The sequence below is a fragment of the Nocardia kruczakiae NBRC 101016 genome (assembly GCF_001612965.1).
GTDB classification, from domain to species: domain Bacteria; phylum Actinomycetota; class Actinomycetes; order Mycobacteriales; family Mycobacteriaceae; genus Nocardia; species Nocardia kruczakiae.
On sequence record NZ_BDBL01000068.1, the window covers coordinates 1 to 24,672 of the forward strand.

General features: G+C 68.2%; 23 protein-coding genes and 1 tRNA gene. 13 read left to right on the plus strand and 11 right to left on the minus strand.

Going from position 1 to position 24,672, the window contains the following annotated elements:
• Positions 1-163 precede the first annotated feature (163 nt).
• Positions 164-1,819: a steroid-24-oyl-CoA synthetase gene (casG, locus tag NK1_RS31690; RefSeq protein WP_063014708.1), complete on the plus strand. Its 1,656-nt coding sequence runs from the start codon at positions 164-166 to the stop codon at positions 1,817-1,819.
• A 149-nt stretch (positions 1,820-1,968) separates the two neighbouring features.
• A complete protein-coding gene (locus tag NK1_RS31695) occupies positions 1,969-2,910 on the plus strand; it encodes a hypothetical protein (protein WP_063014710.1) in 942 nt (313 codons plus the stop codon).
• A gap of 231 nt (positions 2,911-3,141) precedes the next feature.
• On the opposite strand, the gene NK1_RS31700 is transcribed toward NK1_RS31695, so the two are convergent.
• Positions 3,142-3,594, minus strand: a complete 453-nt coding sequence (locus NK1_RS31700) for a hypothetical protein (protein WP_063014711.1) — start codon at positions 3,592-3,594, stop codon at positions 3,142-3,144.
• A 218-nt stretch (positions 3,595-3,812) separates the two neighbouring features.
• Between NK1_RS31700 and NK1_RS31705 the strand changes: the two genes are divergently transcribed.
• The 3 genes from NK1_RS31705 to NK1_RS31710 all read left to right on the plus strand — a co-directional run bounded on the left by NK1_RS31705 (position 3,813) and on the right by NK1_RS31710 (position 5,032).
• Positions 3,813-3,886, plus strand: a tRNA-Ile gene (locus NK1_RS31705).
• Between the two features lie 478 nt (positions 3,887-4,364).
• The gene (locus NK1_RS36125) at positions 4,365-4,490 is read left to right on the plus strand and encodes a hypothetical protein (protein WP_281189209.1); all 126 of its coding nucleotides are present in this window, start codon (positions 4,365-4,367) and stop codon (positions 4,488-4,490) included.
• A gap of 50 nt (positions 4,491-4,540) precedes the next feature.
• Positions 4,541-5,032, plus strand: a complete 492-nt coding sequence (locus tag NK1_RS31710) for a hypothetical protein (RefSeq protein ID WP_063014713.1) — start codon at positions 4,541-4,543, stop codon at positions 5,030-5,032.
• A gap of 103 nt (positions 5,033-5,135) precedes the next feature.
• On the opposite strand, the gene NK1_RS31715 is transcribed toward NK1_RS31710, so the two are convergent.
• A complete protein-coding gene (locus tag NK1_RS31715) occupies positions 5,136-5,939 on the minus strand; it encodes an LLM class flavin-dependent oxidoreductase (protein ID WP_063014715.1) in 804 nt (267 codons plus the stop codon).
• 284 nt (positions 5,940-6,223) lie between these two features.
• The gene (locus tag NK1_RS31720) at positions 6,224-6,886 is read right to left on the minus strand and encodes a maleylpyruvate isomerase family mycothiol-dependent enzyme (RefSeq protein WP_063014717.1); all 663 of its coding nucleotides are present in this window, start codon (positions 6,884-6,886) and stop codon (positions 6,224-6,226) included.
• 71 nt (positions 6,887-6,957) lie between these two features.
• Here NK1_RS31720 and NK1_RS31725 point away from each other — a divergent pair, with 71 nt between their 5' ends.
• On the plus strand, positions 6,958-7,869 hold the full coding sequence (locus NK1_RS31725; RefSeq protein ID WP_157104544.1) for a MerR family transcriptional regulator: 912 nt from the start codon (positions 6,958-6,960) through the stop codon (positions 7,867-7,869).
• Between the two features lie 21 nt (positions 7,870-7,890).
• On the opposite strand, the gene NK1_RS31730 is transcribed toward NK1_RS31725, so the two are convergent.
• Complete coding sequence (locus NK1_RS31730; protein ID WP_063014720.1) at positions 7,891-8,508, minus strand: TetR/AcrR family transcriptional regulator; 618 nt, start codon at positions 8,506-8,508, stop codon at positions 7,891-7,893.
• Positions 8,509-8,661: 153 nt separating this feature from the next.
• On the opposite strand from NK1_RS31730, the gene NK1_RS31735 reads away from it, so the two are divergent.
• From NK1_RS31735 to NK1_RS31760, 6 genes are all read left to right on the plus strand, one after another.
• Positions 8,662-9,750, plus strand: a complete 1,089-nt coding sequence (locus tag NK1_RS31735) for a Rieske 2Fe-2S domain-containing protein (protein ID WP_063014722.1) — start codon at positions 8,662-8,664, stop codon at positions 9,748-9,750.
• Complete coding sequence (locus tag NK1_RS31740; RefSeq protein ID WP_063014724.1) at positions 9,747-10,832, plus strand: NAD(P)H-dependent amine dehydrogenase family protein; 1,086 nt, start codon at positions 9,747-9,749, stop codon at positions 10,830-10,832. Before NK1_RS31735 ends, NK1_RS31740 begins: the two co-directional genes overlap by 4 nt.
• Before the next feature lie 120 nt (positions 10,833-10,952).
• Positions 10,953-11,384, plus strand: a complete 432-nt coding sequence (locus NK1_RS31745; RefSeq protein ID WP_063014726.1) for a nitroreductase family deazaflavin-dependent oxidoreductase — start codon at positions 10,953-10,955, stop codon at positions 11,382-11,384.
• A gap of 199 nt (positions 11,385-11,583) precedes the next feature.
• Entirely contained in the window at positions 11,584-12,603 is a 1,020-nt protein-coding gene (locus NK1_RS31750) for a TerC family protein (protein ID WP_063014727.1), read from the plus strand.
• 60 nt (positions 12,604-12,663) lie between these two features.
• Positions 12,664-13,182 carry a UCP032817 domain-containing protein gene (locus NK1_RS31755; RefSeq protein WP_063014760.1) on the plus strand — a complete coding sequence of 173 codons (519 nt, stop codon included), beginning with the start codon at positions 12,664-12,666 and terminating at the stop codon, positions 13,180-13,182.
• Between the two features lie 800 nt (positions 13,183-13,982).
• Complete coding sequence (locus NK1_RS31760; RefSeq protein ID WP_063014729.1) at positions 13,983-14,894, plus strand: slipin family protein; 912 nt, start codon at positions 13,983-13,985, stop codon at positions 14,892-14,894.
• Positions 14,895-14,936: 42 nt separating this feature from the next.
• Here NK1_RS31760 and NK1_RS31765 read toward each other — a convergent pair whose 3' ends face one another.
• From NK1_RS31765 to NK1_RS31785, 5 genes are all read right to left on the minus strand, one after another.
• Positions 14,937-16,700 carry an SDR family oxidoreductase gene (locus tag NK1_RS31765; protein ID WP_439955971.1) on the minus strand — a complete coding sequence of 588 codons (1,764 nt, stop codon included), beginning with the start codon at positions 16,698-16,700 and terminating at the stop codon, positions 14,937-14,939.
• A gap of 29 nt (positions 16,701-16,729) precedes the next feature.
• Positions 16,730-17,839: a PDR/VanB family oxidoreductase gene (locus NK1_RS31770; RefSeq protein ID WP_063014733.1), complete on the minus strand. Its 1,110-nt coding sequence runs from the start codon at positions 17,837-17,839 to the stop codon at positions 16,730-16,732.
• Positions 17,836-18,738 (minus strand): metal-dependent hydrolase, encoded by a 903-nt coding sequence (locus NK1_RS31775; RefSeq protein ID WP_063014735.1) that lies wholly within the window; start codon positions 18,736-18,738, stop codon positions 17,836-17,838. Before NK1_RS31775 ends, NK1_RS31770 begins: the two co-directional genes overlap by 4 nt.
• A gap of 128 nt (positions 18,739-18,866) precedes the next feature.
• Complete coding sequence (locus NK1_RS31780) at positions 18,867-19,328, minus strand: hypothetical protein (RefSeq protein WP_063014737.1); 462 nt, start codon at positions 19,326-19,328, stop codon at positions 18,867-18,869.
• Between the two features lie 276 nt (positions 19,329-19,604).
• Positions 19,605-19,922 (minus strand): winged helix-turn-helix transcriptional regulator, encoded by a 318-nt coding sequence (locus tag NK1_RS31785; RefSeq protein WP_063014739.1) that lies wholly within the window; start codon positions 19,920-19,922, stop codon positions 19,605-19,607.
• Between the two features lie 51 nt (positions 19,923-19,973).
• Between NK1_RS31785 and NK1_RS31790 the strand changes: the two genes are divergently transcribed.
• On the plus strand, positions 19,974-20,726 hold the full coding sequence (locus NK1_RS31790) for an SDR family oxidoreductase (protein ID WP_245660970.1): 753 nt from the start codon (positions 19,974-19,976) through the stop codon (positions 20,724-20,726).
• An 18-nt stretch (positions 20,727-20,744) separates the two neighbouring features.
• Here the strand turns inward: NK1_RS31790 and NK1_RS31795 are convergent, their stop codons facing one another.
• Positions 20,745-20,939 (minus strand): hypothetical protein, encoded by a 195-nt coding sequence (locus NK1_RS31795; RefSeq protein ID WP_063014740.1) that lies wholly within the window; start codon positions 20,937-20,939, stop codon positions 20,745-20,747.
• A 133-nt stretch (positions 20,940-21,072) separates the two neighbouring features.
• The gene (gene car / locus NK1_RS31800; protein ID WP_063014742.1) at positions 21,073-24,549 is read right to left on the minus strand and encodes a carboxylic acid reductase; all 3,477 of its coding nucleotides are present in this window, start codon (positions 24,547-24,549) and stop codon (positions 21,073-21,075) included.
• Between the last annotated feature and the right edge of the window lie 123 nt (positions 24,550-24,672).

Genomic DNA, 24,672 nt, shown 5'->3' on the forward strand with positions numbered 1-24,672 from the left:
GCGCGGCGCGGTCAGGCGGTCCGGACGGGCGGTCGCCCGCTCGCCTCCTCGCCGGGTCGCGCGTAACCGCGCGGGAGTCTCGCTGAGCGGAAACGCCGGCAAATGCCGCCGGTGGGCGTGACACAGTGCGGTGGTTGTGATGCTCCACACAGAAGGACCGCCCATGACCACCACGTCCATGCCCGATATCGCCGCCGTCATGCGCGAGCTGACCGGTCCGGGCGGCCGGTTCGAGCTCGTCGAGGAGGAGGTGCTCGGCGCGCGCATGCCGGTGCTGCGGCATCGCCGCCGCGCGGTCGCCGAACTGCTCGCCGCATCGGTCGCCTTCGGTGACCGGGACTATCTCGTCACCGAGGACCGGCGGCTCACCTATCGCGAACATGCCGCTGCCGCAGCCGCTCTCGCGACCGCGCTGCACGAGGACTACGGGGTGGGGCGCGGTGATCGGGTCGCGATCCTGGCCGCGAACACCGTCGAATGGGTGATCACCTTCTGGGCGGCGCAGAGCCTCGGCGCGATCGCGGTCGGGCTCAACGGGTGGTGGGTCCCGCGTGAAATCGAGTACGGCCTGGCGTTGACCGAGCCGGCCGTGGTGGTCGTGGACGCGAAGCGGGCGAAACTGCTCGCCGATATCGACACCTCCGCCGCGGTGGTGACCATGGACGAGGATCTGCCGCGTCTGATCGCCGCCCACGCCGGCGCCGAACCCACGGTCCCCGATGTGGTGGAGGACGATCCCGCCGTCATCCTGTTCACCAGCGGGACCAGCGGAAAACCCAAGGCGGCCTTGCATTCCCAGCGCAATCTGCTGGCCGTCACCGGCTATTTCGAATACACCGACGCGCTCGCCGCCGCGTTCACCGGGAAGACGACGGAGCCCGGTGCGCCGCTGGATCTGCGCTGTCTGCTGACCTCTCCCCTGTTCCACATCGCCAGCCTGCACAACCTGGTGGTGCCGCGGCTGGCCACCGGCAGTGCCGTGATCATGCCGCAGGGCGGGTTCGACGCCGACCGCATTCTGCGCCTGATCGAGAAGGAACGGGTGACCAACTGGGGTGCGGTGCCGACCATGGCGTCCCGGCTGCTCGAACACGGCGATATCGGCCGCTACGACACCCGCTCCCTGACTGCGTTCGCCCTGGCGTCGGCGCCGTCGTCACCGGCGTTCAAACAGCGGCTGCGCGAGGAGGTTCCGTTCGCCGCCGACGCCTTGGTGGACAGTTACGGCCTCACCGAATGCAGTACCGCCGTCGCCGTCGCGACCCCCGCCGACCTCGCCGAATCCCCCGGCACGCTGGGCCGGCCGATCATCAGCGTGGCACTCGAGATTCGCGATGCCGACGGGACTCCTGTTCCCGAGGGCGTCGAGGGTGAGGTCTACGTCCGCAGCCCCTTCGTCATGCTGGGGTACTGGCGCAATCCGGAAGCCACCGCGGCGGCGATCGACGCCGAGCGCTGGCTGCGCACCGGCGATTTCGGCGTCGTCGAACAGGGCCGCCTGCGCTTGACCGGCCGCCGATCGGATCTGATCCTGCGCGGCGGCGAGAACATCTACCCGGTCGAAATCGAGCAGTGCCTCGACGAACACCCCGACGTGGTGGAATGTGCCGTCGTCGGTGAGCCGCACCCCGATCTGGGGCAGCAGGTGGCGGCCGTCGTCGTCCTCGCCGAGGGCTCCACGGCGTCGGAGGCGGATCTCCGCGAATTCGCCCGTGCGCGGCTGGCCTATTTCAAGGTGCCCGAACGGTGGCGGATCACCTCGGAGCCGTTGCCGCGCAACATCACCGGCAAGCTGATCCGGGCCGGGATCACGATCTGACCGGGGATCGGTCCCGATATTGCCGAATGTACGCCACGCCGGGCTCTACACTGGTGCGGACCTGATTGCCCTGTGTCACAGAGTGAGTGGTGTGCATGCCTCCGGATCCCGGCCAGATGACGGCGGCGTTCGAACGATTATCGACCCGAATGACGGTGCTGCAGGCCGGAATGCTGCTCGCGCCGACGATGCACGAACAGGGTGCCGCCCGCTACGGCCGCATTGTCGCCGCACAGCTGGCGGCACTCGCGATCCGTGGTCATATCGATGTGCACATCGGTAGCGACGGATTCGACGGGGCGGATTCGCTGCGCGCGGTCCTGCTGCCCGGCCCGCCCGACTCGGTCGCCACCGAGGAGCGGCAGCTGTTGCGCCACCTGTTCGGCAACGGGTACTCCGTGCGCATCGCCGCCTGCACCGACGGCCCGGGCTGGGATCGGCTGAATGCGACGGTGCGTCACGAGTTGATCGCCAACGGTTTCGGCTGGGCCCGGCCCGACCGCTACCGGGCGTTGCGCACGATGGTCCGGCTGCGCCGGCGCATGCTCGACTACGCGGCGCAGCGACCAGCGTGGCAGGACAACGAACCGCTGCACCGCGCGGGCTATCCCTATGCGGTGCTGTTCGCCGTCGACGCCGGTCCGGGTCCGCATTGGCCGGGACCGGAGTACGGCGCGCAGGCGCAGCTGTCCCTGCCGTGGAATCTGCCGCAAGCCTGCGCGCACGCCGTCCGCGATTCGGGCGAGATCGCCTACAGCGCGCCACCGGTCGGCACCGAGGAGCGGCTGGCCGAAGTCGAGCAGCTGCTGATCGCCATGGACTCCCATTCGCAAGGAGTGCGGTATCACCACGTGGTCGAGGCCGAACGGCTGCACCGCCTGATCGACGATTACCGCTGGCGCTACAGCTTTCACACGCTGACCACCTCTCCCCGCCCCGAGGTACTGCGGGCGGCACTGCTGGATCTGGTGCGCGAAACCGAAACCGTGCGCTCGTATGTGCCGCCCGGGGCGCCGGGTCACGAAGAGGCAGTACTGGTTTCGATGTACGCGGTGCGGCTGTCGGACCTCGTGCTGGACCGGACGCCGTGAATCGGGTTCAGCTCTCGTTCAGTCGTGGAATCCGGTGAGCGGCCGGCCACCGGCGGCCAGTTTCGCCGCCACCTGGCGCAGATAGACCGGCGATTCGGTGAACTATTCGTGCAAACCTCGGCGTCTTTTCGCGTTTTCCGCCGATTTCGCCGAGGTTTGCACGGAAAGTTCACCGGGTGCGCGATGGGGTGCCGCTGCACCACGGCCGCCCGCACGGACCGCTCCCCCGCACTAGGCGGCGACGATCGTCTCGGCGACCAGGCGGAGATCCGGCACGGTGCCCTGTGGTTCGCGCACCCACGTGCGGCGCGGATTGCCGGGTGTCGGGAGGGCGATCAACGCGCCGGGTCTGGTCTGGGTCACGAAGCAGCGGAACAGGTCCACCGACCACCAGCCCGCTCCCTCACCGCAGCGGGGATTCTCGGCGAGAAACGACCACACGCACCGATCCCCCACCCCGACCTCCATCACCGGCACCTGCAGATCACCGAGTAGGCCGAGCACCGAGGCGCCCAGCCCGGCCGGTGTCATCACCGCGCACAGCCGCCCCGACCGCATGACCAGCGCGCCGATCCGTTCCTCGTACCAGGTATCACCGAGCATCTCCCGATACCGCGACTGCGCGGGCGCAATGCACGGACCCGGCTGTTCGATTACCTGCTCACTCGCGTAGATGGCTGTCATCAGCCGATCCTGCAGCCCGTTCGCTATCGGACTGTGGCGGTGGAGTGACAGGCGTGCTACGTCATCGGCGAGCGGCCCTCGTGCCCGGCCACTGCCGCGCAACGGCGAAACCACCTTGGCACCATTACCTTTCACCGCGAGACGCTGCCCGCCGGAGCCCAACTAGGCCGTTACACCCCCGACCCGGTAGCATCCCCCACGCGCGTGCAGCGCGGCGAGGGGCGGTAGCTCAGTCGGTTAGAGCCGCGGACTCATAATCCGCTGGTCGTGGGTTCGAGCCCCACCCGCCCCACCCACGCCTTCTCACCAGCGGAAAACTCCGGACGCTTTCTCGACGACGGCGAAAGCGAAATCTGCCGAGTGAGGCCAGGACCGGCGTTATGACCGAAATCCGCTAGCAGCGCTAGGCGTGCGCAGGCGACACAACTCGCCGACAAGCATCTTCCCTACCTGGCCCAGCCCGGTGCCGTGGTCGACTACACGATCGGGGGATCCTACGTCCCCGTTCTCGCGGTCTTCATCGGCGGTTGCCAGCCATCCACGCGCGATGTTCCACCGGAGTCACAGCCCTACGCGCGTCAATATGACCGCTGCTGAGCCGGCTGGCTGAACCTAGCGATGCTCACCGACTACGCCGGGACCGCGTTCCGGTACCAGCGATGCGGCCGGCTGCGACGGTAACCACGCTGAATCGGGCGTCCGTTTCGGGTGCGGCGGCGTGGCCACGGTGCAAGGCTGGTTTCGACAGCGATGCGATCCGAGGAGCAGTCATGGGCACCACTGCCCGCGGCGAGCCCGACAGCGCCGCCTTCCGGTCCTGCACCGATATCACCGCCGCACGCCGGCGCCGCTCCGGTCCGCCCGCCTCCGGTACGACATGGTCACCCAGCAGGTAGGACGCTGCCTGCCGCTGTCGAATCCCACAACTCGTTTCAGGGAGCACACGATGTCCACCATCCATCTCACCCACACCACCACGTCGACACCGGAGCAGTTCGTCGCCGCCCTCACCGACTTCGGCCCAGGCAGGTCGAAATTGTTCGGCAACAGCACCGACGAATATCTCCACGTCCATGCCCGCGACGCCACCCACGCCGATGTCACCGAGGGCTCGCACCACATCTGGGAGCGTCTGCGCTACGACTGGTCCGACCCGCACCACGTCGTCATGACGACCACCGACTCCAACATGTGGGGCGGCGCATCCGGCCACACCTACACACTCACACCGATGCCCGACGGGACCACCGAAGTCGATGCCGTCGTGGTGCGCGAAGGCAAGAACTTGACGGGACATCTCCTCGAGGCGGTGATCGGCACGGTCGGCAAACGTGTCCTGGACAAAGAGCTCGTCAAGACCATTCACGCCGTCGAAGCGCGCAATGCGGGCGGGCCGTCGACCGACCCGGCCGCGGGGCCGCACGACGTGCGTTCCTGACGTCATCTCCGCCGGGAAGTCACCCGAACCACCGTCCGACCGCCGCGCAGCACACCTCGGATATCCCGATCGGGTCCGCTGACAGCGCGCCCGACATCGCGACCTATCGCCCCGTGAGTTCGGCGACGACCGGAGCCAGCCGCTCGGCGACGTCGGCACCGAAAATGAAGTAGGAGAAGCCGATCTCCTCGCGCCGCCGCTGGATTTCCTCGGCCGCGGCCGCCGGGTCGTCCGGGAGTACGGCCAGTGCGTCCGCCGCGCGCAGGGCGGCGGGGTCGGTGTCGGGCGGTGCCATATGGGGGGCGACAGTGTCGCCGACGACCGGCACGGCGAGGGCCAGCTCCAGCTCCCCGCTGATGCGGAAGTCGCGGGCCAGCTCCTCGACTTCGCCGCGGGACTGATCCCCCAGGGCGAAGGTGACCGTGTCCGCGACCTCGGCCGCCAGCGCGCGGGCCTTCGGTCCGAGGACGGCCATCGCCACGGGCGTGCGCAGGTCGGAGCCGTCGAGATCTCGCAGCGCCTCCACCGTCTTACGCACCTCGGCCAGCCGCTCGCCCGGCGAGACGACGGGCAGCCCTTTGTCGCGCAGTTCGTCTTCGATTCCCGGCCTGCCGGTGCCGATGCCCATCTCGAAGCGGCCCTCGGTGAGCAGCGACAGCGAGTGCGCTTCCCACGCCGTCTGCCACGGCGGGCGCAGCGGAGAGGCGTAGACCCAGGTGCCCACCCGCAGGTCGGTCAGGGCCGCGGCGGTGGCCAGCATGGGGCCGGGAGCCGGTTGCGTGAGCGGGAAGTCGGCCACCAGCAACGTGGAGTAACCACTGTCCGCGATGCGGCGCACGCGATCTCGCCATGTCGGCACGTCGGTCATGAGCGGGGCGACAACCCCGAATCGAAACGGTCGCGTCATGATTGGACTCCTGTCGGTCGGTGCGTTCAGAGACAGGGACGACGGGCCTACCCGAAATTCATCGGTGCGACCGATGCGTGTCCGGCCTGCCGCGTTCCGGCGGGCGCCGGAGTCAGCGGCTACCGATATTCGGTTTCGGGCGCGCACCACCCAGCGACAGCGACTCGCCTGCTTCGCCAACCCCGCCCGGCATACCCTAGCTGCCCACTGCCGTACAGGGAGCGAATTCCACAGCGGTACAAGCATTCTCGCCAGAGAAGAGGGGGCCACTGCCGCCGTCGGGTCTATCGCCGCCCTGCTCGCTCGGCCATCAGCTGGGCCGCACCCTCGCCGGTGAGCTGGTCCGGGGCGGGCCGGCGGCCGGTGATGAGCAGGAGCAGGGTGGTGACCGAGCCTTCGATCACCGGTCCGGTGCCGGCGGTCCACTCACTGTCGGAGGCGACGAGGTGATAGTGACCGAACTTCTTACGGGCGTGAAACGGGAAGCCGCCGTTCCATATACGGTCGAGTGCCAATTCCGCGGCCGCTACCGGCATTTCGCGCGGGATGCCGAGTGGGATGGCGATGTCTTGACCGTGCACCAGCAGATCCATCAGCCGGTCGACAGGCGTGGTGCCGACGGGTGTGACACGGGCGCCGATGCTGTCGTGCAGCTCGGCGAGCAGTTGCGTGGTGGTCCGGCGCCCGGCGTGCCGGATGGCGGTGTCGCGGACCATGCGGTCGAAGTCGCCTCGGGCTCGGATCAGATTGAACACGATCGCCCCGAGGCCGGAATCGGCCGACAGGATCAGGTGCGCGACGACATCGCGAACCCGCCAGCCCGCACACGAAGAAGGCTGCTCCCAACCATTCTCGGGAAGGGAGCGCAACAGTTCGACGAGGCTCGTGCGCTCGGCGGCGACGGCCTGCCAGATCTGCTCGGTATCGATGGTTGTCTTTCGGGCCATTGTCGGAACTCCTCGCCTGATCGGTGTTGCAGTACCGTAGGAGTCCCAGTCGGGTGGAGGTTCCAGCGATTGTGACTCACAGCACACATCGAGACGGTCTGATGGCCATCGGGGAACTGTCCCTGCGCACCGGCGTCCCCGTCCGCACCATCCGCTTCTACTGCGACGAAGGGGTGCTGGAAGCGCGCCGCAGCGCGGCCGGGCATCGCCTGTTCGATCCGGCGACCGCGGTCGATCGGCTGCAGCTGGTGCGTCGGCTGCGCACCCTCGGCCTCGGGTTGCCCGCGATCATGGGCGTCCTCACCGGGGCCACGTCGGTAACCGACGCCGTCGCCGTCGAAAGAGCTTCGCTGGACACCGAATTGGCGGCCCTGACCTGGCGAAGGGCAGCGCTGGCGGCGGTCGCCGACGCATCGCCCGGCCGGCACGCCGCACGGCTGGAACTGCTGGCCGCCGTCGGTGACCGCCGACGCGCCTACGACGATCTCGTCGCGTTCTGGCGCCGCCTGCTCACCCCGATCGCACCGGAATTGTTCGACGCCTTCGTCGCCATGAACATTCCGGCCCCGCCCCCCGATCCCACATCTCGGCAGGTCGTCGCCTACGCCGAACTCGCCACCGCCGCAACCGATCCGGTGTTGACCGCCGCGCTGACGAAACAGCTCTGGCGCCACGATCCCGCGCATGTTCGCGACAAACGCGCACTGCTCGCCGGTGTCGCCGAGGCCTGCGCGATCGTGGACCCGTTGGTGGCCGCCCACGTCGAACCACGGCCCGGCGCCGAACTCGACCGGTTTCTCGCAGCGCATGCCGCGGCCCGGGGCGTCCGCCCCACGGCCGAGTTCCGGCGCCGGCTTCTCTACGGCGCCGACGATTACGATCCGCGCATTCGCCGGTACTGGACGCTCACCACCGAGATCACCGGCACGACTACCACCGGTGCGGCACAGGACTGGCTGTACCGGGCGCTGAGCCGGTCGTAGCGGCGAGTCAGGGCCTCGCCCTCACTTCTCCAAATACGCGATCATGCCGTCGATGAGTCCTTGGATGGCGTCGTCGAGGTTGCCGTAGGTGCCGAGGGTGCGTTCGGAGGTGATGCCGCGCATGGCGGCGGGGATGAGGGCGGCGACGCGGCGGATTTTCACCGGGTCCACACCGAGGTCGGCGAAGGCGCGTTCACATGCCTTGTCCCAGTTGGGTTTCCAGGAGGCGAGTTCGGCGGCGGTCAGCGGATAGTCGCGTTCGAGTTCGGCGTGGTCGCGGGGCAGGGCGGCGCGCAGGGTTTCGATGGCGAGGGATTCGGGGCGGCGCAAGCCGATCGCCATCGTGTTGATCAGGGCGCTGACCCGTTCGGCCAGGGTGCCTTCCGTGGCGATGCCGGCGGGCAGATCGCCGCGTTTGTCGGCGGTGTACCGGAGTACCGCCGCCCACAGGCCGTCGATATCGCCGAACTGATATTTCACGACTCCCCAGGTGGCGCCGATGTCGCGGGCGATCCGGTTGCCGGATACGGCCGCGGGGTCGCCGGTGGCCAGCGAGGTGATCGCGGCCTCGAGCATGGCCTCACGCGATTGGATACCGCGCTTGTTCGCACGCCTGCCGCTCAGCACTACATCCGTCACGACCGACGATAATACCGTGCCTGATCTGCGGCATCCAGTTTCAACGAACCCTCTTGTTTTCTTTCATAGAGGGTTCTATTCTCGTGTCGCCGGGCCTGAGTTCAGCGGTCCGCGCCGCGATGTGCGGCCCCTCGCCGAACGTGGAGGATCGAGATGGCAAAGCCACCCCTGTCGATGGAGCCGACGGGCTGGTTCCAAGTCGCCTGGTGTGCGGAAATCGCGGTCGGCGCCGTCCACAAGATGAAGTACTTCGGCCGCGAGATGGTCGCGTGGCGTTCGGCGTCGGGGCAGCTGGCGGTGTTCGACGCCTACTGCGAACATCTCGGCGCGCACCTGGGCTACGGCGGGCGCGTCGACGGCGAGAACCTGGTGTGCCCGTTCCACGGCTGGGAGTGGAATCGGCAGGGGCGCAACGTCTGCATCCCCTACGAGTCACATCCCAACAAGGGCCGTCGCATCCGCAGCTATCCGGTCGTCGAACGCAACGAGGCGGTGTGGATCTGGTACGACATCGACGGTCGCGCACCGTATTTCGAGGTGCCGGATATTTTCGAGGCGTTCGGCGACGACAGGACCGCCGCCGACTACTATCCGCCGGTGCCCGCGGCCACGCTGTTCCGGCCGGGGCTGGAACTGCATCCGCAGTACATCATGGAGAACGGCGTCGACTTCGCGCATTTCAAGGTCGTGCACAAGACGCCGTTCGTGCCGGAGTTCACCCGCCACGACTTCTCCGGCCCGGTCTCCTACGTGGACTTCACCATCGCCTTCGACGAGGGCGTCAGCGAATCGGACGTCAACAGCGGCGTCGAGTCGATCAACGCGGGACTGGGCTGTTCGATCACCAAGAGCTGGGGCATGGTCGACAACCGCACCATGCCCGCGGTCACCCCGGTGGACGAATACACCTCCGACGTCCGGTTCACCGTGTGGATCGGCCGCAAGCCGGGCGACGACAGCCCGGAGATCACCCGATACGGCAAGACGATGGCCGATTTCGTCATCGAACAGTTCCAGGCCGACATCGACATCTGGGCGCACCAGCGTTACTCCGACCCACCCGCGTTGAGCCGCAAGGAATTTCAGGGATTCACCGCGCTGCGTGAATGGGCGCTGCAGTTCTATCCCGACGGCGGGCCCACGGGCACCGACCCGCGCCTACCCCACGGCGGGGCTGTTCATCCCGCGGCCGAGGCGACCGCTCGAGTACCGTCACCGAACACACCGAAAGGCATGCGATGAGCACCTCCGACACGATCCGGGTATTCCAGGTCGCCACCGGCAATCTCGGCACCGAGATGATCGGCCGGATCCGGAACCACCCGGATCTCGAACTCGTCGGACTCCACTGCTACACGCCCGAGAAGATCGGCCGCGACGCCGGTCAGATCGTCGGCCTGGGCCCGATCGGGGTCACCGCGACCGGGACCGTCGAGGAGATCATCGCCGCGCGACCCGACGTGCTCACCTTCCACGGCGTGTTCCCCGACGAAGACCTCTACGAGAAGGTGCTCGAAGCGGGCATCAACGTGGTCACCACCGCGGACTGGATCACCGGCTTCCACCGCGACACCAACCACGCCCATCCCTCGGGCCGCAAGGTCAGCGAGGTGATCCAGGCCGCCTGCGAGCGGGGTAACGCCACCTTCTACGGCACCGGCATGAACCCGGGCCTGTGCCAGATCCTGGGCATCGTGCACACCGCGGACGTCGCCGACATCGAGAACATCACCGTCACCGAATCGGTCGACGTCTCCTGCCACCATTCCGTCGATACCTGGAAGGCGGTGGGCTACGGCCGCCCGATCGACGACCCGACGATTCCGGACTCGCTCTACCAGTACACCGCGGTGTTCGCCGACTCGGTCTACCTCATGGCCGACGCCTTCGGCCTCGAGCTCGACGAGGTGAAGTTCAGTTACGAACTCGGCGCCTGCACCAAGGACGTCGACCTCGGCTGGTACTTCATGCCCAAGGGCTCGCTCGGCGCCAACTACATCAAATATCAGGGCATGGTCGACGGCGTCGCGCGCGTGGAGACCCATCTCGAATGGCAGATGACGCCGCACACCGACCCGTCGTGGGAGATCAAGGGCTGCTACATCACTCAGGTGACCGGCGACCCCAACATCTACAGCAAGCACATGATCTTCCCGCGCAAGGGATTCGACCTGTCGAACCCGGAGAACTTCGCCTCGATCGGCATGACCGTCACCGGCCTGCCGGCCCTGAACGCCATCCGATCCGTGGTCGCCGCGCGCCCCGGCATCATCACCAGCGCGGACCTGCCGCTGCGCAGCTTCGCGGGACGCTTCAAGATCTGAGCGGACGCCGGCCGCATCCCGGATCGCCCATGCACGGGGTGCGGCTGAATCTTGTTGCGGGCTTTCGCGCTCCGCGCCGATTAGGGTTGGGCAAAGGGGTCGCCTGATCGGAGGTGTGGGATGGCTGATTTGTTTTCCACTGCGCTGCGGGCTCATCAGTGGATCTACGAGAAGTCGGACGGGTATGTGGGGCACCGGCTGCTGTTCGGAAATCCCACCCTCTTGTTACGAACGGTGGGGCGCAAGACGGGGCAGCCGCGGACCAGTGCGCTGACCTATGCGCGAGACGGTGACGATTATCTGGTGACGGCGTCCAACGGCGGGTCGCCGCGGCCGCCGGGGTGGCTGGCGAATGTGAAGGCGGCTCCGGAGTGTGAGATCCAGGTCGGGCATCGGCGGATTCCGGTGACCGCGCGGGCGACATATCCCGAGGACACCGAGTACGCGCGGCGGTGGACGCTGGTCGACAAGGTCAACAAGGGCCGGTACGCGCAGTATCAGAAGATGACCGATCGGCCCATATCGGTCGTGGTGCTCAGCCCGCGGAGGTAATGCGGGCGGCGGTCGGACCGGTCACATTCGTCCGGATCGCTTGGTTTTCGGGCAAAGGTTTCGCTATCCTCGCTTCCGAGGGGAGTACTTCCCAAGCGCCACACCGGTCAGTACGGATTCCGCCGTCGGGATCCCCGGATGGCCACCCGGATATCGGGTGAAGGAGACCTCGGGTGCTTTCGCATACCCGAGGAGACCTGTGAATTCGTCCGTTCTCGCAGCCGAACAGCTGCACACCATCGGCAGTCCGTGGCTGTGGGTCGCCACCATCGCCGGTGTGCTGGTGCTGCTCGCGCTGGACTTCGTCGTCACTCGCAAACCGCACGAGGTGTCGATGCGGGAGGCGGTCGGCTGGACCGCGTTCTACCTGGCGTTGCCGGTCGCGTTCTTCGGCATTCTGTGGGCCGGATTCGGGTCGAAGCCGGCCACGGAATTCATCACCGGTTATCTGCTGGAGAAGTCGCTCTCGGTGGACAACCTGTTCGTCTTCATGCTGCTGCTGGCGGCCTTCGCGGTCCCGGCGGTGCTGGCGCAACGGGTGCTGTTGTTCGGCATCGTGGGCGCGCTGGTGCTGCGCGGCATCTTCATCGCCGTCGGCGCGGCCGCGCTGGCCTCACTGGACTGGGCGTTCCTGCTGTTCGGCGCGATTCTGCTGCTCACCGCGCTCAAGCTGATCCGCGACGCGGTCACCGGGCACGAACAGGAAGTCGACATCTCCCGGATGCGGTCGGTGCGCCTGATGCGCCGACTGATGCCCGTCACCGACGACTACCGCGGCACGAAGATGACCGTGCGGGAAGCCGGGCGCCGCGCCCTGACCCCGCTCGCCCTGGTGGTCACCGCCGTTATGGCGACCGACCTGGTGTTCGCCATCGACTCGGTGCCCGCGGTCTACGGTGTCACCGGCGACCCGTACCTGGTGTTCGCCACCAACGCCTTCGCCCTGCTGGGCCTGCGCGCCCTCTACTTCGTCCTGCAGGCGGTCCTGGCCCGGCTCGTCCACCTCGCCTACGGCCTGGCGGTGATCCTCGGCTTCATCGGCGTCAAACTGGTGCTGCACTGGGCCCACGGTTATTGGGACTGGCTACCGGAGATCCCCACCGCCGCCTCCCTGCTGGTGATCGTGGTGGTGCTCGGCGCGGTGACCGTGACCAGCCTGCTGGCCACCCGGGGTGAGAAGGACGGCGACTCCGCCACCGTCGACACTCCCGCTCGATAAGCACGCGGCCCGCGGGCACCGGAGTTGTCCCGCACCGAGATTCCGACATACCGTGGGCCGGTGCTGTCCCGCTTCCGGCGTATCGATCCGGTCCGCACCCGGCGCGCCGTCGATGCGCTGCGATTACCGGAGGCCGTCTTCAAGACCTGCCCCTGGCAGCCGCGAGACGTGGTGGAAACCGGTCTGCGGCAATGGTTGCGGTGCTGCGGTGCGGCCATGGCCGACGACCAGGTGATCGGGATGCCGTCGCACGCCGTGGACGAGGCATGGCACGGTTTGATCCTGTGCACCGAGCGATATCGCGACTTCTGTGATGCCGCCTACGGCCGTTTCCTGCACCATTTCCCCGAGGGAGACGGCTACGGCGGCGGCAGCGGTGTGCCGATGGCGACTCAGCTCGGCCGCACCGTCGTCGCCTGGTCCATCGTCGCCGACCCGGGCGAGGAATGTGTGTTGTGGGATCTGGATACCGTTGTGGGAGTGGAGAATCCGTGGGGCGTGTCGCCGGAGCGGGTCACCGAGGTGGAAACCGCCCTGGGTGAGATCATCCCGGGCTCACCGCACCGCTCCCCTGCCTGACGGGCCCGGACCTGGCCGAGGACGGTGACCATCACGCCGGTCGGCGACATCGAGCATCACTCGGCACGAATATTTCCGGCCACATACTCCGGCCGGATCCACACGGGTCGGCGTGATGAGACCGGGCGCAATTCGGCGATCTGCAAGTCGGCCTTGTATGCGCCCGGACCGGGCCCGGCCACGATCACCAGCGATCCGCTGGGTCGCCCGAGCGCGGGCCCCGATCTGCCCGCTCGCCTAGTTGCTACTCCCACCGCCACAGCTGCTCCCCCCACCGCAACTACTTCCGCCACCACAACTGCTACTGGTTCCCCCGCCACAACTACTACTCCCGCCACCACAACTATTGCCCCCGCCGCAACTACTGCCCCCGCCGCAACTATTGCCTCCAGAGCAACTACTGCCCCCGCCGCAACCACTGCCCCCACCACAGCCGGCCGTACTGCAACCGCCTCCGCCGCAATCACTTCCGCCGGATCTGCGGCCGCCACCACTCGTATCGCCGGCCTGCCATCGGCGGCGGCGCGTCGCCGACGATATTTCATGGCGGACGGCCGCCACCGAGATCCAGACGAGTGTGCCGACCACGGCGGCGATGACGACGAAAAGCATGAGCGGACGGTAACCGCACAACCCGTCCTCCGCCCGCTGAGCCGGTTGTGGCGCGGCCCCCGCTGCGAGCGATCCGGCCGGTCGTGCCCCGCCCGAAAGCGTGATGGCCCGCTCGGCGCAACGGTGCCATGATCGATGGCAGGAGCCCGGTCGCGGGCGTACCGGGCGTTTCGCATGGTGGTGACGCTATGGACGTTGCGACGTTTGCCGCATTCATCGTGGGGGCGGGGGCGGTGTGTACCGGGGTCGCTTTCGGGACCGGGTTGCGGGTGGTGCAGCAGTACGAGCGGGGGCTGGTGTTCCGGTTCGGGCGGGTGCGGGCGGTGCGTAAACCGGGGTTACGGGTGCTCATTCCGTTCGTGGACAAGATGCGCAAGGTGCCGATGCAGGTCGTGACGATGCCGGTGCCCGGCCAGGAGGGCATCACCCGCGACAACGTGACCGTGCGGGTCGACGCGGTGGTGTATTTCCGGGTGATCGACCCGACGCAGGCGGTGATCGAGGTCCAGGACTATCTGTTCGCCGTGGAGCAGGTGGCGCAGACGTCGCTGCGGTCGATCATCGGCAAAAGCGAGCTCGACGATCTGCTGTCCAACCGCGAACAGTTGAACAAGGGCCTGGAGCTGATGATCGACAGCCCGGCCCTCGCCTGGGGCGTGCACATCGACCGGGTGGAGATCAAGGATGTGGCGCTGCCGGAATCGCTGAAACGGTCGATGTCGCGGCAGGCGGAGGCAGAACGCGAACGCCGCGCCCGCGTCATCACCGCCGAAGGCGAGCTCCAGGCCTCGCGCAAGCTGACCGATGCCGCCGAACGGATGGCGACAGCCCCGGCCGCGTTGCAACTGCGGCTGCTCCAAACCGTGGTCGAGGTTGCGGCAGAGAAGAATTCGACGCTGGTGCTCCCGTTCCCGGTGGAGCTGCTGCGCTTCCTGGAGCGTTCGACCCCCGCGGAAGCGAGCGCGTCGCCGGCCGACACGCCCACCGAGACCGAGAACCCCGCCGATTCAGCCCCGGACCCGAGACCACTACGTGTCCAACCGCCCTGGACGCAAGCGGAACGCACACCGCAGCCGAACCCGGCGGCCCATCCGGAGTGAATGCCGCAGTCTCCCGCCGGCGCGGTGCCGCCGCCCAGGCCCCTACGTCAGCTTCACCCGTGCCGCGACGAAGCGGTGCAGGGCCGGTGCCAGTCGGCTGAAGTGGTACTGGAGATGGGCTTCCGGGGTGACGGGGACGATGTCGCGGTGACGTTCCACCGCGCGCACGATGCGGTCGGCGACCTTCTCCGGGCCGTAGCCGCGCCGGCGGTACAGCGCGTCGTAGCGGGCCTGCTTCGCGGCCTCGGCGTCGTCGGACAGGCCCGAGAACTTCGTTGTCGCAACGATATTCGTGTGCACGATGCCGGGGCAGATGGTGTGCACCTCGATCCCCTTGCCGGCCAGTTCGGCGCGCAGGCAGTCGGAGAACATGAAGACCGCGGATTTGCTGGTCGAATAGGCGCTGAAACCCTGCTGCGGGCTGTAGGCGGCCATGCTGGACAGGTTGACGACATGTCCGCCGAGTCCCCGCTCGGCCATGGCGGCGCCGAAGGTGCGGCAGCCGTTGATCACACCGCCGAGATTCACCCGCAACACCCGGTCGAATTCGGCGGCGGAGGTGTCGAAGAAGTCTCCGGCCTGACCGATGCCGGCGTTGTTGATCAGGATGTCGGGCACGCCGTGGGCGGCGATCACCGTGCTCGCGTGTTCGCTCATCGCCGCTTCGTCGGAGACGTCGACGGCGTAGGCGTGCGCACTGCCACCAGCCGCGGTGATCAGTTCGACGGTCTCCTTGGCGGCATCCAGGTTCAGATCCGACGCGACGACCTCGGCGCCGCGGCGAGCGAAGGCCAGCGCCGTTTCCCGGCCGATGCCGCTGCCGCCGCCGGTGATCACGACCAGCCGATCGGTGAACGGCCCGGCCTGCGCCCCGACCTCGGCGCGGCGCAGCGTGCGCGGATAGTCACCGGTGTCGACGGCCGTGGCGAGTTCGGTGGCCGAGGTGGCCAGCAATTCCGGATGGGAGAACGGCAGCCAGTGCCCACCGGCGATCTCGCGCCGGAACAGCCGATCGGTCCACTTCGATGTGTCGTCGTACCCGGCCGGGCGCACGGCGATATCGCGGCGGGCGATGACCAGCTGCACCGGCACCTCGGTGTGCCGCTCGCGCGGGCCGAGCATGCGCGGCAGGATATTCGCGCGGTAGATCCGCATCCCGTCGAAGAAGTCCTGGCGGAACGCCGGGCCGAGTTTGACGTTCTCCGGGGAGGTTTCGTTCATCAGCCCGATGAACCGCTTCCACACCTTCTCCGACGACAGCGGCCGCATCACCGCCTTGTTCAGCCCCGGCGTCATGAACAGGAAGGTGTAGGCCGACGACAGCAACTGAGTGGCCAGCCCCCACACCGCGCCGCGGCCCATTCGATCGCGGGTCCACTTCGCCAGGTGGTCGAGATTCGGGCCGGAGACGGAGGTGAACGAGGCCACCCGGGTGGCGGCCTGCGGCTCGCACACCGCCTCCCACACCTGGACCGAACCCCAGTCGTGGGCGAGCACGTGCACCGGCCGGTCCGGGCTCACCGCATCGGCGACCGCGTAGAAGTCGGAGGCGAAGCGGTCCAGACCGTAGTCCTCGGTGCGATCGGTGCGGGTGGAGCGGCCGTGGCCGCGGGTGTCGTAGGCGACGACGTGAAACCGCCCGGCCAGCAGGGGAATCACGCGATCCCACAGGTGATGGTCGTCGGGCCAGCCGTGCACGAGCAGCATGGTCGGGGCGGCGGGATCGCCGTATTCGTAGACAGCGATATCGAATTCACCGTTGCGGACGAAATGTTCGGTGTCCGGGACGGGCGCGGTGTCGGTCACGAGAATCTCCTCGAGGAGGGGGCGGGATGTCAGAGGTCGAGCACCAAACGTTCACCGGCACACCGTGATACGCAGATGAGCAGTTCGCCCTCGGCGCGCTCGGCGGGGGTGAGGACGGTGTCGCGGTGGTCGGGCTGTCCGTCGAGTACCCGGACCTTGCAGGTGCGGCAGAAACCCTGCCAGCAGGAGTAGGCGATATCGGGCCGGACACGCAGCACTTCGTCGAGTACCGTGCGGTCGGCGGGAATGTCGAGCACCTCACCGGTGCGGGCGAGTTCGACGCGGAACGGCTTTCCGTCGACCACCGGCGCGGCGGAGAAGCGCTCGGAATACAGTTCCACACCGGGCATTTCGCGCACCGCCGCGGCTATCGCCGAGGTCATCGGGACCGGTCCGCAGCAGTAGACCGAGGTGTCGACGCCAACACCGGGCAGCAGATCCGCCGCCGTCGGCACACCGCCGTCGTCGTCGGTGTGCACCGTCACCCGGCTGCCGAAGGATTCGATCTCGGCGAGGAACGGGATGGTGTCGCGGCTGCGGCCGGTGTACACCATGGTCCAGTCCACGCCCAGCCGATGCGCCATCCGCACCATCGGCAGGATCGGCGTGATCCCGATGCCGCCCGCGACGAAATGCACACGGGCAGCGGAGGATCCGTGTCCGGGCAGGACGAACGGGAAGGCGTTGCGCGGCCCGCGGATCGTGAGTTCGGCGCCGGCCCCGAGCTCGTCGTGCACCTCGACCGAACCACCCAACCCGCCCGGTATCCGGCGCACCGCGACCCGATAGTGATACCGGTCGGCGGGGTCACCGCACAACGAGTACTGCCGCAACCGGCCCGAGGGCAGTTCCAGGTCCAGATGGGCGCCCGGTCGCCAGGTCGGCAGCGCGCTGCCGTCGGTGGCGCGCAGCACCAGGCTCACCACGTCGGCGTCGTGGGCCTCGATCCGCCGCTCGACCACCCGCACGCGCAAGCGGCCGCTGTCGACGGCGCCGGTCACCGGACGCCGGTGGATCAGCGACGCCCACCGCATCCGAGCCTCGGCGACCGCGCCGATGATGCGGATCGGCCGGTCCGAACCGCGCCCGCCGTAGAGGTCGGGCGGCAGTTCGGCGGGGACGGGCCTGCGGGTCGTCACGACGCGAGTGCCTGTGCCGCAGGCGATTTCGCCAGATATGCGACGGCCTGCGCGGTCGATCCGACCGAGGCAGGGGTGTATCCGGGTTTGGCCACCGACAGCGCCGACCACAGCAGCGAGGGAATGCCGGGCAGCGCCCCCCGCCACATCGCGCCGAGCGCCTTGCCCACGATGCGCGGATATCCCATGTTCGGCAGCTCCGTGTCCTGATGCACCAGGTATTTGGTGCCACGCAGCAGCAGCGCCACGAAGATCGGGAAGGTGATCGCCATCAGCGCACAGCGGCGCACGTAGCCGACCTCGAAGTAGGTGGCGACATCGTGGGCGACGAAGCGGTGTTCGACCTCCTCGGCGCCGTGCCAGCGATACAGGTCGAGCATGTTGGGCGCGGCGTCGAACCGCTCCAGATCGGCGTTGATGATCCAGTCGCCGAGGAAGGCGAAGAAGTGCTCGAGGGTGGCGATGAAGCCCAGCCGTTCGACCAGGGTCTGGAACTCCTCGCGCGGCGATTGCCCGTCGCGCGGACCCAGAGCCTTGCGGAAGATGTATTCCATCTGCCGCGCGTAGCTGTCGACGTCGACGCCGTGGGCTCGGAACACCTGCTGCAGCGAATCGTTGTGGGTTTCGGCGTGCATGGCCTCCTGCCCCATGAAGCCGATGACCTGTTCGCGCAGCTTCTCGTCCTTGATCAGCGGCAGCGCCTCGGAGAAGGTCTGGATGAACATCCGCTCGCCCTCGGGCAGCAGCAGATTGAGCGAGTTGAACACATGCGAGGCGATGGGTTCGGCGGCCAGCCAGTGCAGCGGCGTGGCTCGCCAGTCGAACTGCACGTTGCGCGCGTGCAGCGCCACCTCACCGGGATCGCCCACGCCACGATTGCGCATGGGAAGTAACTTCATCGGTACTCCTGGTCGTCATCTCGGCCATCGGTTCCGGCCGCACCGGCACCGTTGCTACAGCAGCGTAGCAATTATCGGGCGGTAAGCGACACCCTGAGTACCACATAAATCCTGATCGCCGGAGCGGATCACCGCGGAGTTCTCGGCCAGGTATAGGTGTGGCCGTCGGCATCCACGGTGGTGACCTTGGTGAAGACATTGCCCGGTCGGGCGACGTCCGTCAGCGTGAGATGCACCTTTTTGGTGACGTACTTACCGGCGGCGCAGTTGGGCTCGCATGTGTTGTCCCGCTCGATCCCGTCGCCCTGCGCCTGATCCGGCCCCCAGCTCTGCCACACGATCTGTTCCACCTGGGCGCCCAGATCGGCGCAGGCGAGGATCATGTTCTCCGGCCGGACCGCCGGCTTACTGAAGGAACAGTCGATTACTTCCGGGGCCGTGCTGGTGGTGGTCGCCTTCGGCGCGACCGGGTCGGCCGGGCGGGCGTTGCCGGAGTCGGACGAGCCGCAGCCGGCCAGTATCAGCAGAGCGGCCGCCGCGGCCGCGCCGAACAGCGGACGGCCACCGCGCCGAATCGTGTCACCGTTCATGTCAGTCCCCAGATCTCGTCGAACTCCACCCGCCGCCCGTGGGCGTGTCCCACAAACCTAGTGGATCGATTCGGCGGGCGGGCGCGCACAACACCGGCGCAGACGCGCAATCCACGCGCGGCGCCGCCCCGCCCGCTTCGGGCGGGCTGTCCACCACCTGCCGATGCCGCGGCGGGGCCGCACGCCGCCATTTCCGCCTCCGCGTCACAGTGGCGATTCCGGCGACCGTTCCTCCCGGCGGCGACTCGCCGGCGCGAGTCGCCGCCGGCTCCCGGACTACTCGCCTACCGCCGCGTCCGGATCGAGGTTGTCCGCCGCCCATGCCCACAGGTGTTCCAGCGCGCCGCCGAGTTCATTTCCGGCCGTGGTCAATTCGTAGGCCTTGTCGGCGCGTTTGACGATCACGCCGGCGCCTTGCAGGGTCTGCAGACGCACCGACAGCATGCTCGAGGAGCAGTTGTCCATGCGCCGGCGCAGTTCGAGGAAACCGAGCGGTCCCGGCGCCAGTTCCCAGACGATGCGCAGCATCCAGCGCTGGCCCAGCAATTCCATCGCCGCCCGCGGGCCGCCCTCGCGCTCTCTTGCACTTCTCATTTCGAACCACCATAGTGATTCTGAAATAGAAGCAACGAGTGGGAGTATCGGGTGGATTCACAACGCATCGTGTTGATCACCGGCGCCTCCCGCGGTATCGGGGCGCAGACCGCCCGGGTTCTCGCGGGGCGCGGCGATCATGTCGTCCTGAACTACCGCGAGAAGCGCAGGCGGGCAAGCGATCTCGCCGATGCGATCGCAGCCGACGGCGGCGTGGCGACGCCGGTGGGCGCCGATCTGTCCGATCCCGAGGCGGCCGAGGCCATGATCGAGGAGATCCGCACCCGGTTCGGGCGGCTGGACGTGCTGATCCTCAACGCCTCCGGCGGGCTGGAACACGGTGCGGCGCCCGACTACGCCATGACGATCAACCGGGACGCCCAGGTGCGGCTGGTCCGCCTGGCCCTGCCACTGCTGGCCCCGGGATCACGCATCGTGTTCGTCACCAGCCACCAGGCGCACTTCCACGGCCGCAAACCCACGCCGCCCGACTACGAGCCCATCGCACTGAGCAAGCGGGCGGGTGAGGATGCGCTGCGCGCGATGATCGGCGAATTCGATTCGCGCGGTATCGGTTTCACGGTCGTGTCGGGCGATATGATCGAGGGCACCATCATCGTGCGCCTGCTCGAACGCCGCGATCCGGACGCGGTGGCGGCGCGGACCGAGCACGGCGCGCTGCCGACGATCGACGAGTTCGCAACCGCGATCGCCGACGCCACCACGGCCGCCACCGAGCCCGGCCATACCGTCTATGTCGGCGGAGCCGACTACCTGGCCACCGCGCCCGATCCGGCTATCTGATCCCCGACGGCCGGCACGTCACCCGTTGGCGTGGTCGAACCACTGGTACGGGATCGACCAATCCCATTCGGCCTCGGCCGGTTCGGCGTCGCGGCAGTCGTCCACGTGGCATTCGTTCAGGTAGACCGGAACCATCGCGCCGAATCCCGCACCCAGTGCGGACAATCCGTCCACCACACAGCGCCACAGAGCGGACTTCTCGAGTCGGTGCACCGGAATCGACCTCCTTGTCGCACTCGGCGAGCGCTCGGGGCGACGCGGTCACCCTCGGCGCCTTCGCCGACCAACGCTGTGGGGCAAAACGGTACGCCCGGCAGGCCCCGGCCGTGTCCGGTTTCGGCAATCTTCACAACAGACCCGCGGCGGTCAGATCCCGGACGTATTTGCCGATCAATTCCCGGCTCAGGTGCGGGATGTCGCCGTCCGGGCCGGTCCCCGCCGCGCGCACCGCGGCCCGGAACCGCTCGGCCGGCAGCGCCGATCCCGCAACGGCCGGGGCCGGGCGGCGGAACGCGTGCAGCAGCGGCAGCACCGAATGCCGCCGCTGCCGTTCGGGCAGGGCGCGCAGTGCGGTCTCGAACCGCGCCAGCCAGTCGGCGTAGTCGGCGATGCGGGTGATGCGGTGACCGTCGTCGACCAGCCAGTCGACGAAGGTGTCCAGGCCGATGCCGTCGTCGTGCGGGTTGAGCACATCGAAGGTCTCGAATCCACTGTCGGCACCGGGGCCGAGTGCGGTGATCGCGGCGGCGGTGAAGTCCGCGGGCAGGCCGTCGTAGTGAGCGCGGGCGCGGCCCCCATCGGGGGCGGGGCGGTAGAAGGATTCCGGCGCGAGACCGGTGGCGAGCACGCTGAGCAGCAACCGCGTGAACATATCGGGCAGATTGAACTGCCCCGCGAAGTCGCTGTGCGCGAGGATCATGTCCGACCGGAAGACCGCGACCGGCAGTCCGCACAGGTCGTGCGCCTCGCGCAGCAGCACCTCACCGGCCCATTTGCTGTTGCCGTACCCGTTGGCGTAGCCGGCGTCGATGACCCGCTCGGGGCTGACCTCGCGAATATCGCCGTCTTCGGTGAAGTGGTCGACCTGGGAGGCCACCGCGACGGTGGACAGATAGGTCACCGGTTTGCGGCGTGCGGTGATCGCCAGGCGGACGACCTCGGCCGTACCGACCACATTCGGCCCGAACAACTGGTCGTAGGGCAGGACGTGATTGACCAGCGCCGCCGGGTGCACCACCAGGTCGACGGTTTCGGTGAGTTCGCGCCACCGGTCCTCGTCCAGCCCGAAATTCGGTTCGGCGATATCGCCCGGCAGGACGGTCAGCCGCCGTTGCGCGAGCTCCCGATACCGTTGCAGCAGAGCGGGATCCCCGCTGTCGAACGCCTGGTCCAGGCGCGCCCGCGCGGCTTCGGCGTCGCGGCCGCGGATCACACAGATCAGCGTGCCGTCGCAGGCGTCGAGCCGGTCCAGCCATTCCAGGCACAGGAACCGGCCGAGGTAGCCGTTGGCCCCGGTCAGCAGCACCGTGCGCGGCGGGGTCGATGCGGGCGGCAGAGACTTTGCGGCGGTGAGGGTTTCGTGGTCGATGAACGCGTCGAGGGTCAGATCCGCGGCCCGCACGCGGGTGCCGGGTCCGTGCACGGTGGCGAGCGTGGGGCGGCGGGCGCCCTGGTTCCGTTCGCCGTCGATGTATTCGGCCAAGCGCCGCAACGTCTTCGCGGGGTGGACAATGGTGCCCACCGGCACCTCCACGCCGAACAACTCGGTCAGCAGATTCGACAGCGACAGCGCCGACAGCGAATCGCCACCGAGGTCGGTGAAATGCGCCTCCGGCCGGATATCGGTACTCGCGCAGCCCAGCAGGGCCCGCGCGGCCCGGCCGACCGTCTCCAGCACGGGACGGTCCGCGGCGCCGTGGCGCAGTGCGGCCAGCTCGTCGGCCTGCTCCCGCGACAGTTCGGCGTAGAGCTGCTCCAGGCGCTCGCCGTAGCGCTGCTTCAGCTTGGGCCGCAACAACTTTCCGATGCCCGACAGCAGGCCGTTGTCCTGGGTGAACGGTTCGGTCTCGAGCAGGAAGTCGCGCGGAATCTCGTAACTGTTCAGCCCGGCCTCCTTCGCCAGCTCCTGTAGCGATTCGGCCAGTGCCGCACGGGGATCGGAGAGTGTCAGCGCCTCCTCGGACGGCACGATCACCGCGAGCAGATAGGCGCGTTCGCTGCTGCCGTAGACGAAGATCTGGCGGATCAACGCACTGGTGGAGAACACCGATTCCAGCTTCGCCACGGTGACGAACTCACCCTGCGACAGCTTGAGCACGTTGTTGCGGCGATCGACGTAGACCAGATGGTCGGGGCCGAGTTCGGCGACCACGTCACCGGTGCGGTAGAAGCCGTCCGCGTCGAACATCTCCGCGGTGATCTCGGGGCGCTTGAAGTAGCCCGGGAACATGGTGGTGGTCTTGAGCAGCAGTTCCCCACGCGGATGTGGCTGGTCGGTGCCGAAGTAGCCGAGTTCGGGAACGTCGACCAGCTTGTAGTCCAGGACCGGTGGGCGCCGGACCTTGTTGTCGACGATGACGCTGCCGCCGGCCTCGGTGGAACCGTATCCGTCGTGCAGGCCGATGCCGAGGACGGATTCCATGAAGGCGCGCATCTCCGGCGCCAGCGGCGCACTGGCACACATCGCGCCGAGGAAGCGGCCACCGAGAAGTCGTTCGCGCAGTTCGGTTTTCACCTCGTCCTCGACGATGCCGCGCTCACCGCCGGCCGCGATCCGGGCCTCCACCTCACCCTGGTGGTACTGCAGCAGCATCTCGCAGACGCGCGGCACGAAGACCAGTTCGGTGGGCCGGGTCAGCTCCAGATCCTCGAACAGCGTCGACATATCGCTGCGCGCGGTGAAGTAGGCGGTGCCGCCACGGGCGAGCGTGCCGCCCAGTTGCAGCCGCCCGGCCACATGGCTGAGCGGCAGGTAGTTGAGGGTGATCGCGGGCACCGGCGCTTTCGCGGTGTACAGCCACATGGCGGCGGCCAGGCGGTCGGTGTACATGGCGCCCTTGGGCGTTCCGGTGCTGCCGGAGGTGTAGACGAGCAGCGACAACGGGTCCTCGCCGGGCGCGCTTTCGAGCGGCACGGCCGGTAGGGCGAGCCCGCGCTCGACGAGGTTGTGCAGAAATTCGAGCGTGATCTCGCGACCGGATTCGGCCAGCCGGGCGCGCGCCGCCGCGACCGCCGCGCGTTCGTCATCGTCGTCGGCACTGTCGAAGACGACCAGTTGCGCGATCGTCGCACTCGCGACCGCGGCCTCGACAGCGGCGTCGAGCAGTTCGGCGCTGCAGGCCAGCACCCGCGCCTCGGTTTCCGCGATGATCGAATGCCATTGGGCGACAGCGGCAGTGGCCTGCAGCGGCACCGCCACGGCGCCGAGCCGCACCCCCGCGAGGTCGACGGTGACGTAATCGCTGCTGACGAATCCGACGGTGCACACGAAATCCCCGGCCCGCACCCCCGCCGCCTGCCAGGCACTCGCCAGGGCACCGGCGCGCGACCACAGCTGCCGATAGCTCAGCGTCTCGAAGCGCGGCAGCAGCCGCCGCACCCGGCGCCCCTCGGCATCGACGACGATCTCACCGGCCCGCTGCCCGACGGCCGGACGGTCGGCGTACGCGGTCATGACCGTGTCGATCAGTTCGGCCGGCCGCAGCCCGGGACGCGCGAGTGCGGCGCTGACGTCCGCATCCGGCCAGGCCGCGCGCACCTCGTCGTCGGCCATCGCCGCCGCGAGGCGCCGTTTACGCTCGGCCTTCTGCACGTCATCGGGCATGGGTAGGTCTCCCTGGGTCGTCAACCGGCGGACGAGTCGTCGCCCACGCGCCACTGTAGCGCGCATCACGGTTAACTTAGCTCCGCTAACTACCCGTTCGTCAAGCCTTCGCGGCAACAATTC

Excerpts from the sequence above, each read along its gene's own strand:
- NK1_RS31785 (WP_063014739.1), bottom strand. The coding sequence starts at position 19,922 with ATGAGAAGTGCAAGAGAGCGCGAGGGCGGCCCGCGGGCGGCGATGGAA.
- NK1_RS31775 (WP_063014735.1), bottom strand. The coding sequence starts at position 18,738 with ATGAAGTTACTTCCCATGCGCAATCGTGGCGTGGGCGATCCCGGTGAG.
- NK1_RS31735 (WP_063014722.1), top strand. The coding sequence starts at position 8,662 with ATGGCAAAGCCACCCCTGTCGATGGAGCCGACGGGCTGGTTCCAAGTC.
- NK1_RS31715 (WP_063014715.1), bottom strand. The coding sequence starts at position 5,939 with ATGACGCGACCGTTTCGATTCGGGGTTGTCGCCCCGCTCATGACCGAC.
- NK1_RS31700 (WP_063014711.1), bottom strand. The coding sequence starts at position 3,594 with ATGACAGCCATCTACGCGAGTGAGCAGGTAATCGAACAGCCGGGTCCG.
- NK1_RS31745 (WP_063014726.1), top strand. The coding sequence starts at position 10,953 with ATGGCTGATTTGTTTTCCACTGCGCTGCGGGCTCATCAGTGGATCTAC.
- NK1_RS31760 (WP_063014729.1), top strand. The coding sequence starts at position 13,983 with ATGGACGTTGCGACGTTTGCCGCATTCATCGTGGGGGCGGGGGCGGTG.
- car (WP_063014742.1), bottom strand. The coding sequence starts at position 24,549 with ATGCCCGATGACGTGCAGAAGGCCGAGCGTAAACGGCGCCTCGCGGCG.
- NK1_RS31780 (WP_063014737.1), bottom strand. The coding sequence starts at position 19,328 with ATGAACGGTGACACGATTCGGCGCGGTGGCCGTCCGCTGTTCGGCGCG.
- NK1_RS31740 (WP_063014724.1), top strand. The coding sequence starts at position 9,747 with ATGAGCACCTCCGACACGATCCGGGTATTCCAGGTCGCCACCGGCAAT.
- casG (WP_063014708.1), top strand. The coding sequence starts at position 164 with ATGACCACCACGTCCATGCCCGATATCGCCGCCGTCATGCGCGAGCTG.
- NK1_RS31695 (WP_063014710.1), top strand. The coding sequence starts at position 1,969 with ATGACGGTGCTGCAGGCCGGAATGCTGCTCGCGCCGACGATGCACGAA.
- NK1_RS36125 (WP_281189209.1), top strand. The coding sequence starts at position 4,365 with ATGGGCACCACTGCCCGCGGCGAGCCCGACAGCGCCGCCTTCCGGTCC.
- NK1_RS31720 (WP_063014717.1), bottom strand. The coding sequence starts at position 6,886 with ATGGCCCGAAAGACAACCATCGATACCGAGCAGATCTGGCAGGCCGTC.
- NK1_RS31710 (WP_063014713.1), top strand. The coding sequence starts at position 4,541 with ATGTCCACCATCCATCTCACCCACACCACCACGTCGACACCGGAGCAG.